The sequence below is a fragment of the Pseudomonadota bacterium genome, from assembly GCA_039028935.1.
In the GTDB taxonomy this organism is placed as follows: domain Bacteria; phylum Pseudomonadota; class Gammaproteobacteria; order Steroidobacterales; family SZUA-146; genus SZUA-146.
The window spans coordinates 109,541-127,257 of sequence record JBCCHD010000010.1 but is presented as its reverse complement, the minus strand read 5'-3'; the positions used below and the strand labels follow the sequence as shown (position 1 = coordinate 127,257).

15 protein-coding genes are annotated in these 17,717 nt (G+C 54.0%); 10 read left to right on the top strand and 5 right to left on the bottom strand.

Annotated elements, in window-relative coordinates; genetic code table 11:
• Positions 1–506: 506 nt before the first annotated feature.
• Together AAF465_07160 and AAF465_07155 are read right to left on the bottom strand one after the other, a co-directional pair.
• The gene (locus AAF465_07160) at positions 507–1,883 is read right to left on the bottom strand and encodes a DegQ family serine endoprotease (protein ID MEM7082498.1); all 1,377 of its coding nucleotides are present in this window, start codon (positions 1,881–1,883) and stop codon (positions 507–509) included.
• Positions 1,884–2,232: 349 nt separating this feature from the next.
• Positions 2,233–2,667 carry an Hsp20/alpha crystallin family protein gene (locus AAF465_07155; GenBank protein ID MEM7082497.1) on the bottom strand — a complete coding sequence of 145 codons (435 nt, stop codon included), beginning with the start codon at positions 2,665–2,667 and terminating at the stop codon, positions 2,233–2,235.
• A gap of 601 nt (positions 2,668–3,268) precedes the next feature.
• Here AAF465_07155 and AAF465_07150 point away from each other — a divergent pair.
• Positions 3,269–5,416: an adenosylcobalamin-dependent ribonucleoside-diphosphate reductase gene (locus AAF465_07150; GenBank protein ID MEM7082496.1), complete on the top strand. Its 2,148-nt coding sequence runs from the start codon at positions 3,269–3,271 to the stop codon at positions 5,414–5,416.
• A 33-nt stretch (positions 5,417–5,449) separates the two neighbouring features.
• A complete protein-coding gene (locus AAF465_07145) occupies positions 5,450–6,160 on the top strand; it encodes an NrdJb (GenBank protein MEM7082495.1) in 711 nt (236 codons plus the stop codon).
• A gap of 259 nt (positions 6,161–6,419) precedes the next feature.
• On the opposite strand, the gene AAF465_07140 is transcribed toward AAF465_07145, so the two are convergent.
• Positions 6,420–7,313, bottom strand: coding sequence for a LysR family transcriptional regulator (locus AAF465_07140; GenBank protein ID MEM7082494.1), 894 nt, complete (start codon positions 7,311–7,313; stop codon positions 6,420–6,422).
• A gap of 300 nt (positions 7,314–7,613) precedes the next feature.
• On the opposite strand from AAF465_07140, the gene AAF465_07135 reads away from it, so the two are divergent.
• The 4 genes from AAF465_07135 to AAF465_07120 all read left to right on the top strand — a co-directional run bounded on the left by AAF465_07135 (position 7,614) and on the right by AAF465_07120 (position 11,688).
• Positions 7,614–8,033 carry a nuclear transport factor 2 family protein gene (locus tag AAF465_07135; GenBank protein ID MEM7082493.1) on the top strand — a complete coding sequence of 140 codons (420 nt, stop codon included), beginning with the start codon at positions 7,614–7,616 and terminating at the stop codon, positions 8,031–8,033.
• A gap of 21 nt (positions 8,034–8,054) precedes the next feature.
• Entirely contained in the window at positions 8,055–8,423 is a 369-nt protein-coding gene (locus AAF465_07130; protein MEM7082492.1) for a hypothetical protein, read from the top strand.
• Positions 8,424–9,068: 645 nt separating this feature from the next.
• Positions 9,069–9,305: a hypothetical protein gene (locus AAF465_07125; GenBank protein ID MEM7082491.1), complete on the top strand. Its 237-nt coding sequence runs from the start codon at positions 9,069–9,071 to the stop codon at positions 9,303–9,305.
• 244 nt (positions 9,306–9,549) lie between these two features.
• The gene (locus AAF465_07120) at positions 9,550–11,688 is read left to right on the top strand and encodes a diguanylate cyclase (protein ID MEM7082490.1); all 2,139 of its coding nucleotides are present in this window, start codon (positions 9,550–9,552) and stop codon (positions 11,686–11,688) included.
• Positions 11,689–11,920: 232 nt separating this feature from the next.
• Here the strand turns inward: AAF465_07120 and AAF465_07115 are convergent, their stop codons facing one another.
• Together AAF465_07115 and AAF465_07110 are read right to left on the bottom strand one after the other, a co-directional pair.
• Positions 11,921–12,889, bottom strand: coding sequence for an NAD(P)-dependent oxidoreductase (locus tag AAF465_07115; GenBank protein ID MEM7082489.1), 969 nt, complete (start codon positions 12,887–12,889; stop codon positions 11,921–11,923).
• A 41-nt stretch (positions 12,890–12,930) separates the two neighbouring features.
• Entirely contained in the window at positions 12,931–13,773 is an 843-nt protein-coding gene (locus AAF465_07110) for an arpA protein (GenBank protein MEM7082488.1), read from the bottom strand.
• Between the two features lie 251 nt (positions 13,774–14,024).
• Between AAF465_07110 and AAF465_07105 the strand changes: the two genes are divergently transcribed.
• The 4 genes from AAF465_07105 (at position 14,025) to gndA (ending at position 17,706) form a co-directional block, all read left to right on the top strand.
• Positions 14,025–14,645, top strand: a complete 621-nt coding sequence (locus AAF465_07105; protein MEM7082487.1) for a proprotein convertase P-domain-containing protein — start codon at positions 14,025–14,027, stop codon at positions 14,643–14,645.
• A gap of 97 nt (positions 14,646–14,742) precedes the next feature.
• Entirely contained in the window at positions 14,743–15,039 is a 297-nt protein-coding gene (locus tag AAF465_07100) for a hypothetical protein (protein MEM7082486.1), read from the top strand.
• 614 nt (positions 15,040–15,653) lie between these two features.
• Positions 15,654–16,217: a YbhB/YbcL family Raf kinase inhibitor-like protein gene (locus AAF465_07095; protein MEM7082485.1), complete on the top strand. Its 564-nt coding sequence runs from the start codon at positions 15,654–15,656 to the stop codon at positions 16,215–16,217.
• 103 nt (positions 16,218–16,320) lie between these two features.
• Positions 16,321–17,706 (top strand): NADP-dependent phosphogluconate dehydrogenase, encoded by a 1,386-nt coding sequence (gene gndA / locus AAF465_07090; protein MEM7082484.1) that lies wholly within the window; start codon positions 16,321–16,323, stop codon positions 17,704–17,706.
• Positions 17,707–17,717: the final 11 nt, after the last annotated feature.

The window sequence follows — 17,717 nt, the reverse complement described above, 5'->3', positions numbered from 1 at the left end:
CGAAACTCACTGCGTACCTGGTCGCTGTATCCGTTTTCAAAGCCAAACGCTGAGTTCGTAGTCAGGATGCACCCAACTGAGAGTGTTAAAGAGATAAGTTGAGTGAAACATCTAGATAATCGGCGCATGAGATTGAATATAGAGACATTTGTGGGTTTTGGCCAGTGCAAATGTCGCAAAAATTCATACGAATTTTTAACTTTTACAGGCGCTTACACGCTTTATTTATTTTCCTGACATAATATGACAATATGTTAAATATGATGTGGACCTCCCCATCATCCACCCCGCAAGGGGTATCTCTCCCTAGCCGCAGCGTCGTTCGCGACAATGCGGCCTTTTTTTGTTCGCGAGATCGTGGTCCGAGAGCGGCTTTTCGGGAAACGAAAAAAGGGGCGAGGCGCTGCCGTCCGTGACAGTCGCCTCAAGCTTACGCTCTAACATCTCTTTGGGGAGGAGATCAGGGGGGTGCCGACCTTGGGGTCGGTCTATCTAATATCGTCGTGTTAACCGATGCGCAGCATCCGCACGGAGCTGCCGCGCAACACATTTAAAATCAGAATCGGGGCATCGCTGGCGGCTCGTTCGCGAAACTCGTCGAGGCTGGACACGCGTTTTCGGTTTACGCGCGTAACGATGTCGCCGCTTTCCAGCCCATAGCGTGCGGCGGGCGAATTGGGATCCACTTCGGTGACCAGCACGCCGTCGGCGTCGGATGTGCTGCGACTGTCGGCCAAATTAGCGAATGTGGCGCCACGCAAGCCGGGATGGAGTGTATCGCTCGGTGCGCCGTCAACACTCGCAGCCTGGAGGCGATTCTCGCTGCCCAATACTGCCGCCACTTTCTGGAGTTTGCCGTCGCGGTAGTAGCCAATTTCGACTTGCTTGCCCTCGCGCTGTAAGCCGATGGCGTTGCGCAGCTCAAGCGGATTTTTTACGGCTTTGCCGTCAACGCTCACAATCACGTCTTCCACCTGCAGCCCCGCCTTTTCGGCGGCCGAACCCGGCTGAATCGTGCGCACAATGGCGCCGTAGTCGGTTTCGAGATCGAGCACGTCCACAAGTGCGTCATCGACGATGCCGATCGTGACACCCAGCAGTCCTCGGCGCACTTCGCCGAACTCGAGGATTTGCTCCATGATGTTGCGCGCCATGTTAATTGGAATGGCAAAGCCAATGCCGACGTTGCCGCCACTGCGCGACACAATGGCCGTATTAATACCGATTAACTCACCGCGTAGGTTGAGCAACGCGCCGCCCGAGTTGCCGGGGTTAATGGCCGCATCGGTCTGAATGAAATTTTCGACCCCGTTGCTGGTAGATAGGCCGTAACGCCCCAGTCCGGACACGATGCCCGAGGTGACCGTGTGTGAAAACCCAAACGGGTTGCCAATGGCCACCACGAAGTCGCCGACTTCAAGATCATCGGAATTGGCGTACGGAATTTGCGCCAGTTTACGGGCATCCACCTGAATGACCGCGACGTCAGAATCGGCATCGGACCCGACAATCGTGGCGCTGAGCTCCCGGTCGTCAAACAGCGTGATGGTGATTTCGTCGGCATTTTCGATGACATGATGATTGGTCATGATGTAACCGTTAGCCGCGTCCACGATCACGCCAGAGCCTGCGCTCTGTGTGGGGCGTTGTTGGCGTGGCTGCCCGCGAAAGAAATCCCGAAAGAACGGATCGTTCATAAACGGGTTGTTGCGCTGTGCTGCCACGGTGCCCTTTACGGCAATGTTGACGACCGCGGGTGAAGCCTGTTTAACCATCGGCGCGAGCGACGGCAGGGCGTTGTCGCCTACCGCAAACGGCAGCGCCGCCTGCGTGGCGCTTGAGAACATCAGTGCAAAAAAGAAAAGTAAGGGTCGAGCGTTCATTAATGCAGTCTCCGCATATTCTTGTCTTAGGCGATCCGTGTGCAGATCGTCGATGTATAGAGTGTTTCGACTCGGGTTTCGTCGCAACGTTCCACCCTGAGTATAGCGTTTGCTCGTGGTTGCGCAGTGAATGAGAGTATTACTGACGACGCGCCAGCGCCTTGGTTCATTTTTATTGGGTTATTCGTCGCGGCCAAGTCGCGGTTGACCGAGCTACTCGAGCCGGTGACCCCTCGTAGTGTTTACCGATCAGCGCGTGTCCTCTCGTTGGTCTGCCGGTGCCGTGTCAGGGTCGAGCGCCGGGAGCGGCAGGGGGGGCGCTCCCGGCGTCGAAGGATCGCGTGGTGATCTAGCCTTGGCTGATCGCGATCCGCTTGGGCTGCACGTCAGGTTGTTTGGGGATAGAGATGTGCAGCACGCCGTCTTTACTGGCGGCTGTTATGTCCTCGGTGTTCGCTGTTTTCGGCAGTTTGAACTTGCGGTAAAACTCTCCAAATGTGCGCTCGGTGCGATAGTGAGAGACATTCTCGTCATCGCTCTTGTCCTGGGCCTTCGTGCCTTTGATGACGAGCTCGTGGTTCTCGGTCGTAATGTCGATGGTGTCAGCGTCGACGCCAGGTAACTCGGCGCTCAGTAGCCAGCGTTCGTTGGTTTCGCTGATGTCGACGACCGGTGCAAAAAAGTCGTTGCTGTTATCGCCGCGGTAAGCATTCCACACGCGATCAATTTCGCGCTGAAACTGACGACGTACAGGGGTCAGTGAATCGTAAGTGGTGTATCGCATGATGGTCTCCAAATAGGGTTACGTTTGCTTGCCACAGTATTTGGGGGCCTCCGTTTTGGGTTTCAAGGGAGCGCCTGGATCGCGGTCGAACCTGGGGCGTTGGTGACATTAAATAGCCGTCGATTACGACCGGAGAAATAGTGCGGGCAAATCGCTCGGCGCAGTGGAAAGTGCCCAGGGAGAGGGCCGATTTGGTGGTCAAACTCTCAGGGTTTTTACCGATAATGAAGGATGAGTGTGAATGACCGCAGGCGACCTTGGGAATGTCCTGTTCGGTAGACACTATATGTTGTGTTTATTGATTATTGACAAACGGCTTCTGGTAGATTATTGAAGATAATAATATTTTTAGTTAATTCCTGTAAGTCACTGAATATATATAATAAAATAAAGTCCAAAATTCGGGGTTTCGACCCTTGACAGGGGTCGATAGGGGGAATACTCTAACCCACCTGACCACAATATATTGTGTTTAGCACAAAGACCTTCAATCGGCCCCAAAACAACCCCCGGCGACGGCTTTTCATCACATCCTCGCTGCGTTTCTCGTCGATTGTCTCAAAAATACAACATACAACCCTTTGGGAGGCATCGGTCGACGATGACTACAGCTCTGAAATATTCCGCCAACACCGTCTCTGAAATTCCATTTCAGGACGCGTCGCTCGACATCTGGGACGTCAAGTATCGACTTAAATCGAAGGACGGCGACATTATCGACGCCGACATTCAAACCACCTACGAGCGCGTTGCAAGGGCGCTCGCTGATGTGGAAACCGAAGAACTCCGCGACCATTGGTACGAGCAGTTTATCTGGGCGCTGCAGCGCGGCGCGATCCCGGCTGGTCGCATCACCTCTAATGCCGGTGCGGAGAAACACAAGCCCGCCACGTCCACGATCAACTGCACGGTGTCCGGCACGATCACCGACTCGATGGACGACATTTTGGGCAAGGTGCACGAGGCGGGTTTAACCCTCAAAGCCGGCTGTGGTATCGGTTACGAATTTTCCACGTTACGCCCACGGGGTGCCTATGTGTCCGGAGCCGGCGCGCTGACCTCTGGGCCGCTGTCTTTCATGGATATCTACGACAAAATGTGCTTCACCGTGTCGTCGGCCGGCGGCCGTCGTGGTGCACAAATGGGTACGTTTGATATCGGTCACCCGGATGTACTTGAGTTTATTCGCGCCAAACGAGAGGACGGCCGCTTACGCCAGTTCAATCTGTCATTGCTCATTACCGATGAGTTTATGCAGGCCGTTCGCAACGATGAAGAATGGCAGTTTGCCTTCCCGCTGACGCAAAAAGAGGTGGAAGTCGATCAAGTCGATTTGTCGGATGACACCAAAGTGATCTGGCGCGAGTGGCCTCAACACGATGAGTATGTCACGGACGAGTCGGGCCTCGTCGCGTGCCGCATCTATAAAACGCTGCCTGCTAAGCGCATTTGGGATTCGATTATGTCGTCGACCTATGATTTCGCTGAGCCGGGTTTCGTCCTCATCGATCGCGTCAACGAAATGAATAACAATTGGTTCGCCGAGAATATTCGCGCGACCAACCCCTGCGGTGAGCAGCCGCTACCGCCCTATGGTTCGTGTTTGCTGGGCTCAGTGAACCTGACGAAGTTTGTCATTGAGCCGTTCACCGAAAACGCGCGCTTTGATTGGGACGAATTCCGCAGCGTGGTGAAAGTTTTCACTCGCATGCTCGACAACGTGGTCGAAATTAATGGTCTACCACTGTCTGAGCAGCAGGGCGAGATTTTTCGAAAGCGTCGCCATGGCATGGGTTTCCTTGGGCTCGGTTCCACCTGCACGATGCTGCGCATGAAGTATGGTGATGACGACGCGGTGGCGTTTACCGAAGACGTCGCCAAGCAGTTGGCCCTCGCCGGATGGGAAACGGCGCTGGATCTTGCCAAAGAAAAAGGCGCGGCACCCATTATGCGCGAAGAATTTACCGTGACCGCCGAAATGCTGCGCAAGCGCCCCGAGATGGTGCGCGATGGTTGGCGCGAAGGCACCAAAATTCCGGGTCGCGTACTGCACGCTAAATACAGCCGCTACATGCAAAAAGTCGCGGAAGAAGCGCCGGAGCTGGTGGACGAGCTGTCGGAATACGGCGCGCGTTTTACCCACCACAGCTCGATCGCTCCGACGGGCACGATTTCGTTGTCGTTGGCCAATAACGCCAGCAATGGCATCGAGCCTAGCTTTGCACATCACTACTTCCGCAACGTGATTCGTGAGGGTAAAAAGACCAAAGAAAAAGTGGATGTATTCTCGTTCGAGCTATTGGCGTATCGGTCGCTGGTCAACGAACAGGCCATGCCGTTTTCCGAAAAAGCCAATGAACAGCTGCCGGAATATTTCATCACGGCGGATGAGGTGACACCTGAGCAGCACGTCGACATGCAGGCGGCCGCTCAGATTTGGGTGGACTCGTCTATCTCGAAAACCGCGAATGTGCCGACCGACTTCAACTACGATGATTTTAAGGATATTTATCTTTACGCCCATGAAAAAGGCCTCAAGGGCTGCACCACCTTCCGCTTCAATCCAGAGGCGTTCCAAGGGGTGTTGGTGAAAGAAGACGACCTTAAGAACACCAAATATCACTTCACGCTAGAAGATGGCACCGAAGTGGAAGTGGCCGGTGATGAAGAGATTGAGTACGACGGCGAAGTGCATACTGCAGCCAATCTTTTCGACGCACTCAAAGAGGGGTACTACGGCAAATTCTAGCCGGGTACTGCTCATCGAATTCAGGAATACATCATGCCTATCAAAATCAGCAGCAAAATCGTTGGCTACCAAGTCAACAAACCCGATGAGGCGCAAGCCGAAGCCGAAGTAAAAGAAGCGGTTGTCGAACAGCTCAAGGTGGAAGACAACGTTATTCACATGCACGAAAAGGTTGATCGACCTGACGTGCTGGTGGGGTCGACGTACAAAGTGAAAACGCCTGTGTCGGATCATGCCATGTACATCACGATCAACGACATTGTTCTTAATCAGGGCACGCAGTATGAAAAGCGACGCCCATTTGAAATATTCATCAACTCCAAGAACCTCGATCATTACCAGTGGATTGTGGCGCTCACGCGCATTATCTCCGCCGTGTTTCGTAAGGGCGGTGATGTCACGTTCCTCGTGGAAGAGCTCAAGGCCGTGTTCGATCCGCGTGGGGGCTATTGGCAGCCAGGGGGTAAGTTTCAGCCATCGATCATTGCCGAATTGGGTGACGTGATCGAACAACATCTCATCACTATCGGTATGCTCGGCAAGCCGGAGATCAGCGATCACCAAAAAGCGATCCTGGAAGAAAAGCGCGCCGAATACGAAGCCGCTAACGCGCAAACCGATGCGTTCGCGAAAACGACCTATCCCGAAGGCGCGCAGCTGTGCTCTAAGTGCAACACGGTGGCCGTTATCATGATGGACGGCTGCAAGACGTGTTTGGCCTGTGGGGATTCTAAGTGCGGGTAGATGACAGCCTGTGTGGGATTTCGCAAAAGTTGTGACTTGCCGGACCAACTAGCCCGGAAACACCCCTTTTTGGGGTCCCTCTCCGGGCTATTTTTTAGTTCCTTACACCATCGAGGTACTGTGCAGTTGCGAGGCTTCGTTGTCGGCCACAGGCTGACGGAAATTCCTCTGCGATACAGCGAAATAGTGTTCGTGAACGAAACGAGCATTGGCTGCGACACTACATACGTTGATCGCGCGTCCTAAACTGTAAAATTGCCTACTTTTCTAATGAGCTTGAGATAAACGATACGAACAAGGCTATCAGACTCTCGCGTCTTGTCTTTTCTGGCCATACTGCAATCTGCTGCACCTTTGACAACTGCCAATCTTCGAAAAGCCTAACTAGATCACCGTTCTGGATTCCCCTTCTACAGACTTCGAGTGGCATAACAGAAGCCCCAGCGTTTTGCAGAGTAAGGAATTGCAGAGCATCCAGGTTATCAACCTGAAGGCTAGACCTTACCCGAATCGAGGCTTGCCGCTTTCTGCCGTGGCCAGCTCGTAGCTTGAAATTCCGTTCTCGATGTCGGTACGTCACCCAGTCCCAGCTTGCAAGATCCGTCGGGTGCTTCGGAGTATCCTTCCTTGCGTAGTACTGTTTGCCAACAACGATAACACGTTCAAGTTCTCCGAGCCTTTGCGTCGCGAAGCCACGTCGGTTTTTCTGTGCGCCTCCGCGAATACACATATCAAACCCGTCTTTTATTGGATCAACGATATTGTCGTGGAACGAAATCGCAATATGAACGTTTGGGTGATTCGAAGAAAATTCACAGACAGCCGCTAGCAACGGCGAGCCGGTCAAGTAGGAAGGAAATGATACGTTTAGTGATCCCGACGGTTCTGACTTGGATTCAACTATCGAATCTAATCCGCCCATAGCTTCGTTCAACATCGAGGCCGTAAAGGCGTATAGTTTTCTTCCCTCGCTAGTCAGAGCAACGTTTCGGGTGGTTCGATTAAGCAGTGTCGTATTGAGCTGGGCCTCTAACTTAGAAACCGCCTCACTAACACGAGATGGCGCAATTCCTAGTGCCCGAGCGGCGCCGCTAAAAGAACCGTTTTCGGCGACAAAAGAAAAAATAGCCATGAGCTTGAGTTGGTCTAGCATTATTCTTTAATACGTAATAAATAATTACAATTATAACGTATTTACAAACACCAAAGCCATCGTTAGGATCATTTCGGACTCCCCTTATGAGCGTCTGTAACAAGCGCAACAACAGAGAACATATAGCTTATTTAATTCAAAGAAATCGCTGAGATAAAAGAGGCATAGACATTGGTTTCTAACTTCAATCGCTAAGGGGTGGGACCATATTACGAAGTGACTATGCACCGACGAACAGTCCTCAAACCAGCAATCGCGGCGTTTGCCGCAGTTATTATCACTAAACTAGGAGCTCAGGAAATGGACGCAGAATCTCAATCATCTTTAGATACCGTCATGGCGTTCATGGGCGCCATGGGCGACGGTGATATGAAAAAGATGAGCAGTCTAATGGCGGATGACATGGTCTGGCACAATGAAGGAGATACGTCCCTGCCCTGGATTCACGGCGACATCAAGGGTAAGAGTGCCATCTTTGACTTCCTGCCGGTGTTCTCTTCCAACCTACAGACAACCAATTGGGAGAATAGTGACGCTTTTGCCGGCGGTGACACCGTCGCCGTATTCGGCACAATGGCTGTGACAGCAAGCAAAACAGGCAAGGCGACCGGGGACTTTAGTTTTGCACTCCGCGCCAAGGTACGTGATGGAAAGCTGATACTGTGGCATTGGTTTGAGGACAGCTTCGTCGTTAGTCAGGCCTACCATGGCAATACCTAAAAACTCCGCGTACGAGTAGAAATGACTTCAAGAATGAAAGTTCAGGGTATTCCACTGTGGGTTACGCTATTTCTGGTACTCATTGTCTTGTTCGGGATAGTCTTCGGTGTTCCTGCACTTATGGGTCAGGGGCTAATGGAAACCCATACAATTGGTTGGGGCGGACGCCAACTTGGGATAGCTCTTGGCAGCATCCTGGCGATGGTGTACCGAAGCCAAGTCGGTTACATGATGGCTTTTACGTGCGCTACTCTTAAGGAAACCAGCGACCTGATAGAAATCCTGTCTCTACCGACGCCCGACATCGGCATGGTGCTTGGATTCATACCCTTCATCGTGCTCGAACTGATCTCGCTTTGGTACAGCTATAATGCGACTAAATCTGCATAATTAGTTTTTAAGTTCACCAGACTTAGGCTTCTAAAATGAAGTTGATTGAACGTTCGAGAAGCCATCCGTTTCATCACGACTCTCTCAATCTACGGTCTGCCGTATTGATTTTTTATTCGTACGAGCGCAGGCGACTGCTTTGGGTCAGTAACAATCATCGAGAATATCTCTAATGCTGCTGTTCTGGCGGCGGGTTTCGGGTTGAGATTGACCGTCGATTTAGGCTCTGTTCCCTGACTCCTGATCGTACTTGCGAAAAGATCAACTTATGCGTATTTTTGTGGTCGAAATCCTAGTTGCGGGCACAGCTGACCGTCACTAATGGTGTTCAGTGAGGCCGTCACATTCGGAAGTATCAAATGGTGAAATCTCAATTTATGGGCCGACCCACATAGAAGAGTTCGTGTGGTCGCGCTCACTTTTGCGTCTCCGTAAATAGATTTGGACTCTGCTGCCATTGGTTGTTCTGCCGTTCCAATCGAAAACGCCCAGAGAAACGCCCTGCACCGTCCAGGGCGTTTTCTTTTGCAGAACCAGAAAGGCGTCCAAACCGAGCGGTCTTAGCTCAATACGATTCACCAGATAGCGAAACACTCGATGAACATAAAGCGAGATCAGCGATACGCGTATAACGGAGCTTTTTAAATGGATGTATTGGCTTTCCTAGTTGGTGTGTTTGCACTCTTGTTGGTGGGCACGCTTGTGGTAATTGGGTCCGTCTATGTGATCGGCATTTTGATTGCTGCATGGCCAACGATAATAGGTATTGTTGGCGGAATCGTAATCTGGCGAAGCGGCTCAGATAATTGGGGTGTGCTGTTCGCCATCGCGGGTTTTGTCGGGCAGTACTTGTGGGCTACACGAATGATCGATAAACAGTAACGAAGAAGATGCTTAAGTTGCTCGGACGACAACACGCTCGGTTCCATCTTCTCAATACTGACGCTACGTCCGTACTCATGATCTGATGATCAGAAAACGCCAACTCCATTGCTTCGACGCAGGCTCAAGTGCGTGGAGGCCCCGGAATATTGATTAAGGCCTATACTATTGTGCGATAATCGCTAACCATGTTGTGTCTAAACCGACCCAAGCAAGACGCTCTATGTACGCAGGCAATGGTGACATGACCTGCATTGACGCTCGCTCACCGTCATGGCGTCGGCACCTAAGTCTCGTTGTCGCCTCCTTTCTTGTCGCCTTTTTCCTGACGACCAGTGCAGCGGCCCAGACGTCGAACGACGCGTTGTCGACCACAATCGATGCCATCAAAGAGGCGAAAGCCGCTGGTGAGTTTGATCGCGCCGTCACGCTTGCCACAGAGGCGCTGAAGGTCCTTGGCGAAACCGGTGAACCGCAGCTTCGCGCTCAGATTCTCACCAGCCTCGGCACCGTGTACATCGACCAGCACCGGTATGACGACGCGGAGCTCGTGCTGCTCGACGCCCTCGACTTGCTTGAGTCTGGGTGGGCCAGCAGCGAGCGGGGCAACGCGCAAAATCAACTCGCCCGGGTCTTCCGCTATCGCGCCAACTATGCCGAGGCGCTCGCATGGCTGCGCAAAGCCGAAGCCACCTATCAACGAATCGAAGACAAGAGCGGGCTGGCGGATGTGTACAACACCTACGGCATCGTCTACCGCTTTCTTGGACAGCTCGAGGAGTCGCTGGGTTGGCATAGTAAAGGTCTGACGCTTTCACGCGAGCTGGACGACAAGGTGGGTATGGCTGACGGTCTATACAACACCGCATCTATCCACGTGGCACTGAGTGAATACCGCGAAGCACTCGGCTACTACGAAGCCGCGCTCGAGCTGGATATCGCCGAAGGTGGACCGCGCAACCTGGCCTATAGTCACCTGCGTGTGGGCTCGATGCACATTGAGCTTGATGACTTGGAACAGGCCCGCCCGCATGTCGATCGAGCGCAAACGCTATTTAAGCAAATCGAGACCGAGCGGGATTATCAGTGGGCGGTTGCGACGATGGCGCGCCTTGAGGCAAAGGCCGGCCAGATCGATTTGGCGCGCGCACAATTGCAGGACGTTCTGGCACGTAGCGTTGAGGCATCTTGGCCCGTGTTGATCAACCGGGCGCGTCACTGGCTTGCCGAGCTTGAGCATTGGGCGGGTAACGATGAGGTGGGTTTGGTGCATCTGAACACGGCGTTAGACGACGCGCTATCACAGCGGTCCCGACTTCGCGCGCTCGATCTGTACACATTAAAAGTCGAAATGCTGGAAAGCGCCGGTCGACCGGCCGATGCGCTAAGCGCCCTGCGCGCGCGTAATGAACTTGAAAATAGCGTGTCCGACGCCTTACGCACGTCGGTGCTGGCCGCGATGCAGGGCGAAGCGCAATACGAACGTCAAGCCATTGAGTTGGAACTGGCGCAAAGAGAGCGGGCGTTTTCGCAGCTGGCGCTTGAGCGCGAGTCATCGCGTCAAAGGGTGGGTATTGCCACATTGGTTGGCGCGTTTCTGCTGTGCTTCCATGTGTACAGCCGCCTTGTGAATCGTCGACAAAAGCGGCGACTCCAAGAGGAGGTGGCCGATAAGACTAGCGAGCTTCGCGAGCGCCATGACGAGTTAACGGCCGCCTATGACGCGGTGGAGCAGGCCAGCGTGACCGATCCACTCACCGGTCTTGCCAATCGACGTTTTCTTGAGCGTCAAATTGAGGCCGACGCGTCGCAGTCGATACGGCTATGGACCGACCCGGACGGCCGTACGCTCTACACGCCCCCAAGTGGTGGCGATCTCGTGTTTTTTTTAGTCGACCTCGACCACTTCAAACTCGTTAATGATCAGCGCGGTCATGCGATGGGCGACACTGTCTTAGTGGAGGCGAGTCGCATCCTGGAGCGCGAGTTTCGTAAAGAGGACTTCAAGGTCCGTTGGGGCGGCGAAGAGTTTCTGGTGGTGGCCCGATTCATCGACCGTGACGAAGCGCCGATCATTGCCGAACGTGTGCGAACCGCAATAAGCGGCCACAACTTTGCTGGCCACAATGATGAGCCACTCTACTGCACTTGCTCAATTGGTTTTGCTGCCTACCCGTTTTCGCTCGACCGGCCGGGCACATTGACATGGAGTGAGACTCTCGAGCTTGCTGACCAGGCATTGTACTCGGTCAAGCACGGCGGACGTAATGGCTGGGCGGGGTACTACGCGCCGGCAGCGTTGAATCCCGTGCGCCCGATTGTGGACTGGGTGCGAAACGCCCTCAAAAGTGGTGAGCTGGCCGAGCGACGTTCGTCGAGTTGAGCGTCTGCCAAAAAAGACCGCTATTAGGCTTGTGCGTGAAAACGCGAGCCGGGTGGTGTGTGTGGTGTGTTCATCGCGGCCGAAAAAGACCAGATAACTCCGCTTACACTCGTGGTGAGCACAATACGATCTCGGCATCAAACCAATCGGCAATTGGGGTCTTTCCGAGCGGCGTTTTTTGCCCATCTGGGTGAACGCAATCGTGCAGAATAGGGCGAGGATGGAACCGCCATCACACGTTGCGTTTCAAGCCAGTCGGGAGCACCTCATAACCCGGCTCTTCCGGTTCATCGTCGACCATTTCGAGCGGGAAGCCCGGGGCGAGAATCGACAGTCCCGTCGCGTCTTCAAGCCGCCTGATGATGTTGGGTGAGAGTTCACGCGGTCCGTAGCGTTGTTCGCCATCCTGAAAGATGGATTTGAGCAGGGGTGAAATTTCAAGCGGTATGTTGGCGCGATCGGCGATGTCCTGAAACAGGGAAATATCCTTGACCACCAGGTCCATTGTGAAATTGATGTCGCGCGAGCCGTTTAGGATAACTTGGCTTTCCGTTTCGTGAACAAACGATGTGCCGGACGAAATCCGAATGGCTTCAAAAGCGGTATTGAGATCCATGCCGGCGGCTTTGGCCGTTACCATGGCCTCGCAGAGAGTCACCAGGTTAGCCGTCGCTAGATAATTGGTGACAACCTTTAAGATCGAGGCGCTGCCGATATCGCCTGTGTGCAGTATGCGGCGCCCCATGGCTTTGAGCACAGGCAACGCACGCTCAAAGGTTTCTCGCGTGCAGCCGGCGAAAATTGAGATGTTACCGGTCGCCGCACGATGACATCCTCCTGATACTGGGCAGTCAACGGGTTCCGCCCCCTTCGCACGGACGCGCTCGGCGATGCGACGCACCTCGGTTTCATCCGTCGTTGACATCTCGGCCCAGATTTTGCCTGCAGACAGTCCGGCCAAAAGACCATCGTCGGCCTCCATTACCGTGGCGCACACAGCCGGGGACGGTAAGCAAGTAATCACCATGTCGCAGCTTTCAGCGATGGCTTTTGGGCTATGTGCCCGGCGAGCACCTTGCGCGACAAACGCGTCGACGAGTTCATCGTTTAAATCTCGCACCGTTAAGTCGTAGCCGTTGCGCAAGATGGAGCCGGCTAATTTGCCGCCAACGTTTCCAAGACCAATAAATCCGATTTTCATTGTTGCTCTCTTATTGAGGGTGATGACATTCGCGGGGTGCATCAGTCGCTTAATCCATCTGCGAACACTCGTCGCTGTTCATGTGCATCCGTTGTCTTACCGTATAAATTCATAACGCGCGCCTTGCTGCCGACCATTCCCGGCGCATCGGCAAACGACATGATGAGCACAAGGCGGTCGGCATCGCCGGTATTTTTCGTGACTCGATGCAGCGCAAATCGACCAAGAAAGAACTGAAGGTCGCCGGCATGAAGCGCGAGTTGCCTTACGCGGCTTCGATCGCCCTCAAGCACCTGCTTTACGTCGTGGTAACGCTCGTCGTCTTCGGTGCGAAGGCCGGGCACGTACTCGAAGTGTCCGCCTTCACGTGCGGGGCGCAGCAGCATGGTGATGGTGAATTCATTGGTGTCGAAATGCCAATTGAATTCCTCGCCGGGCTGACCCACATTCACGATCATGTTGGAGATTGGGTCTTCATAGATATGCAAGTTGTCTTTTTCCAAACAATCGGCGAGAAAGCGTTTTAGCGGTTCCCAGTAATACAGTTGGTGCGACGCGGTTTCTTCGCCAAATTCATCCGACCGGACAAAGCCATTGGTGCGGGGTAGCAGAACGTTGACGGGATGGTCATCGGGTAAATTGGCGTTGCCCTCGTTTAGATAGACGTTGCACGACTTGTTGGGCGAGTAATACGCGTAAGGCTTACGCTCGTCGGCTTCGGCGACTAGCGCGTCCAGTCCGGCTTCGCTAAAGAAGTGGCGAATTACCGCGCAGCCATCCTCGGCGAGTTCGTCGCGGACACACTGGACCGCGTTCCGCCGCAACGGGTTATCGAGTTCATCGATGGGAAACAGCGGATGATTGATAATGTCACGGCATTTCATCGTCGTTCTCGCCTGTTTTTTGATGACCTGCTTGGTTGCGGACACACCTGCTATCAATCATTTTGCACCAATTTTTCCAGTGTTCCCGCCTAGACGCGACCTGGACTTTTACCTAGCGCCGGCGACCCAATGAGCGCAAGCAAAGGGCGTTCTGTCGACAATCTACTCGCAAATCGCACATTTTTTGCTAAGGTGAGCAGAGGTAAACGGGCTCAGGAGAGCCCGCGTTTGCACACAGAGGGAGCGCCATTATGAATCGATCAACCTTACTCGCCGGCCTGTTTTTGGTTTTCTATACGGCAACCAGCGCACCAGAGGCGGTCGCCGTTACTTACTCAGGAAGTTTTGATGAAACCGTGCCCGAAGCCAACGCGCTGGGTATTTCTTCTTCCTTAGTGTTGGTCGACGATGTGGTGATCAGTTCGCTCTCGGTTGCCGTTACGATTGATCATCCTTGGATTGGCGATTTGACGATGACGCTCACTGCGCCGGACGGCACTCGCATTGTGTTGCTCGACCGACCGGGACTGGCGCCTGGCGCGGGCTTGGGTGCCTGCTGCGGTAGCGGTGCAGACCTTAACAGCATTACTTTTGATGATGCCGCGACCCTCGCGGCTGAAGACATTGTGTCGAGTTTTGATCTCAATCCAGTGGCAGCACCCACCGACTTGCTGGCATCGCTCAATGGCCTTGCCGTCACGGGTGTGTGGACACTCACCATCGCCGATTTTGCACAAGGACAGATGAACACGGTCGCACCGTCTTGGTCGCTCATTGTCAATGAGTCGATTCAGCCCGTACCACTGCCTGGAGCGCTTGGACTGTTTGTGGTCGCACTCGGCGGCATCGTCAGTTGTCGCGCCAAATCCTAGGCGCCTTATTTCATTTTCACTCCTGCTCGGTTGATTGATCGGCCCGATTACTGAAATCCGTATTGCTATATTTGCGCAAATATGCAAATATCAGCCCATGACGAGTACCGAACGAAACGAATTGGCGAGTTTATTAAAGACCTTGGGCGAATTTAACCGTCTGTCGTTGGTCTGCGAGCTTTGTCAGTGCGACTTACCCCAAAACGCCATGTGCCTGTGCGAGTGCTGCAGTGTCGACTCCTCGGTCGCATCGCGACATCTCAAGGCGTTGGCACAAGAAGGTGTGGTTCAGGTCGAGAAAAAGGGCCGGGAACGCATGTATTCCCTCAATCGCTCCGACCTTGCCAACAAACTCAGATCCTTGGCGGATTACATCGACGATGCGCCAGCCTAACGCAAAACCGGAGACGAAAATGACGGACGAAAAAAAGTGCCAATGCGAGTGTAAATCGAAAGAATGTTGCAAAGAGAAGAGCTGCAGCTGCTGTAAGGATTCGTGCTGCTGTTAATCTGAATCGGCCCGACCCAGTGCCCGTTTAGGCGCCGGGCCGGAATCCCTTCCTGGCATGCGGCCGCGCCGCGCGACGTAACTCAGGTCATCACCTCGGGCCGCGCCTTCGCTGATTTCCTTCGAACATTGCGCTCGAAGACCCGACTTACCGACCGAATCATTCCTGTGCTGGGTGCGTATTACCCGCTTGCTAACTGCAAAAAGTAGCCGTTCGCTTTGGTCACTCGCTCGCAAATCAACCTGCATCTCTCGGCGCCGCCACCTTCCGACGCCTCAACACGTGTTCAATTGCTCAAGCAATTGCCGGTCAATTTCTCTCAATCGACTGTTGTCGCAGACTGTGTGCTATTGATGGGTTCTCGTGGCTACCGTCGGCACGTCGGACAGGATAGGATGGCGTGTGTTCAATTCGGAGTCGCACGACAACGCGCCCGGTTTGTTTTCAGAACGTTCGATCAAGCGTCGAGCCACAACTGTATTGCGTAAGGGAGATCTCAATGACAAGGCCCTCTGTCATCCGGTTAATAACGGTATTTTTGTTGACGATGTCGTTCGCCGCGCCGAGCGCTGCGGATGCGTTTGCTGTGCACAGCAGCGATATTGAGCACGGCAGTTTTATGAGCAAGGCGCAAGAATATGAAGGGTTCGGATGCGCGGGCGAAAACGTCTCGCCAAATTTGTCTTGGACCAACGCGCCAAAAGGCACCAAAGCATTTGCCGTGTTCGCTTATGATCCGGATGCACCAACCGGTAGCGGTTGGTGGCATTGGCAATTAATAAACCTGCCCGCTGACGTCACAGAACTCCCAGCGGGCGCGGGTAATGCAGATTCGAAGTCAATACCAGATGGCAGCATGCACCTACGAAATGACTTTGGGTATAAGGGCTTTGGCGGCGCTTGCCCACCGAAAGGTCATGGCGCACATCGCTACCAGTTCACGGTGTTCGCGTTGTCGGACAAACTCGACATTCCAAAGGACGCCTCGGCCGCGCTGACTGGCTATATGGTGAACGCCAACGCCATCGCGTCGGCTACCATCGAGGCACTGTACAAACGGTAATTTCAGCAGGCTGGGGGTGCGTGTAAGGCCGCGCTAGAGCGAGTGAGCGAGCAGCGGTGCTTTGCGGTACGCTAGACACTATCCATTGGCGGGAGACAGAACTATGGCATCACTAGGTGTGATCGGTACGGGTGTAATGGGCCGCAGTCTGGCGCTGAATTTTCTCGATAATGGTGTCACCGTGGCCGCCTGGAATTTGGAGCGAGATAAACTCGATGAGGCGGTCAAAGAAAGCGGCGGTCGGATACAGGCGGCCGATTCGTTGGCGGCGCTGGTGTCGACGTTGGAAAAACCCCGTCGCCTGTTAATGATGATTACGGCGGGCCGGCCCGTTGACTTGGTCATGGACCAGCTGGCACCGCTGTTGGACGAAGGGGACATTGTTATCGACGGGGGTAATTCGGCCTTTGTGGATACACAACGTCGCGAAAAAGACTGGGCGGAACGTAACTTACATTTTGTGGGCATGGGTGTATCCGGCGGTGAGGAGGGTGCCCGTCATGGGCCATCGCTTATGCCGGGCGGCAGTAAACACGCCTACTCGCATCTAGCTGCGATGCTTGAGTCCATTGCAGCCGTCAGCGAATCGGGACCTTGCGTCACCCATTGCGGACCGGACGGCGCAGGTCATTTTGTCAAAACCGTGCACAACGGCATCGAATACGCCGACATGCAGGCGATCGCTGAAACCTACGATGTTCTTCATCGCATCGGTGGGTTTGATAACGCCCAGTTGGCGCAGACGTTTGAGGCGTGGAACGACGGACCGCTCGAGTCGTTTTTGGTTGAACTCACCGCGGAAATATTTGCCCGCAAGGATGACGACGGTTATCTCGTTGATCGCGTGCTCGACAAAGCGGAACAAAAAGGCACCGGGCGTTGGACGGCGACCACTGCACTCGAGCTAAGTGTCGCGGTTCCGTCGATCATCGCGGCGGTGAATGCGCGTTTTATCTCGAGCGTTAAAGCATTGCGACAGCATGTCGAAACCGAGTTCGAGCCGCCCGCTATACCTTCTGTGCCTGACCAATTTTCGAACACTATGCATGACGCGCTGTATGCTGCAAAAGTGCTGACCTATGCGCAAGGTATGCGATTGATTATGCGTGCCAGCGAAACCTACAGTTGGTCGGTCAATTTGCGCGAAGTGGCGAGAATTTGGAAAGCGGGCTGCATTATTCGAGCGCGCCTGCTTGATACGATCATGGCCGCCTACGAAAAAGACCCTTCTCTACCGAACCTGATGTTGGACGACGCCATTACCACGACGCTCAAAACGACGGTACCGGCGCTTCGACAGGTGGTGGCGCTTGCCGCGGCGGCTGGCGTTCCGGTGCCGGTGATGAACGCGAGTCTTGCTTACTTTGACAGTTTGCGCACATCGCGCCTGCCGCAAAATCTCACTCAAGCGCAGCGCGATGCGTTTGGTGCGCATGGTTATCAGACCATCGACGATCCCGACGGGGCGCCGAAACACAGCGACTGGTAGCGCACCTGCGT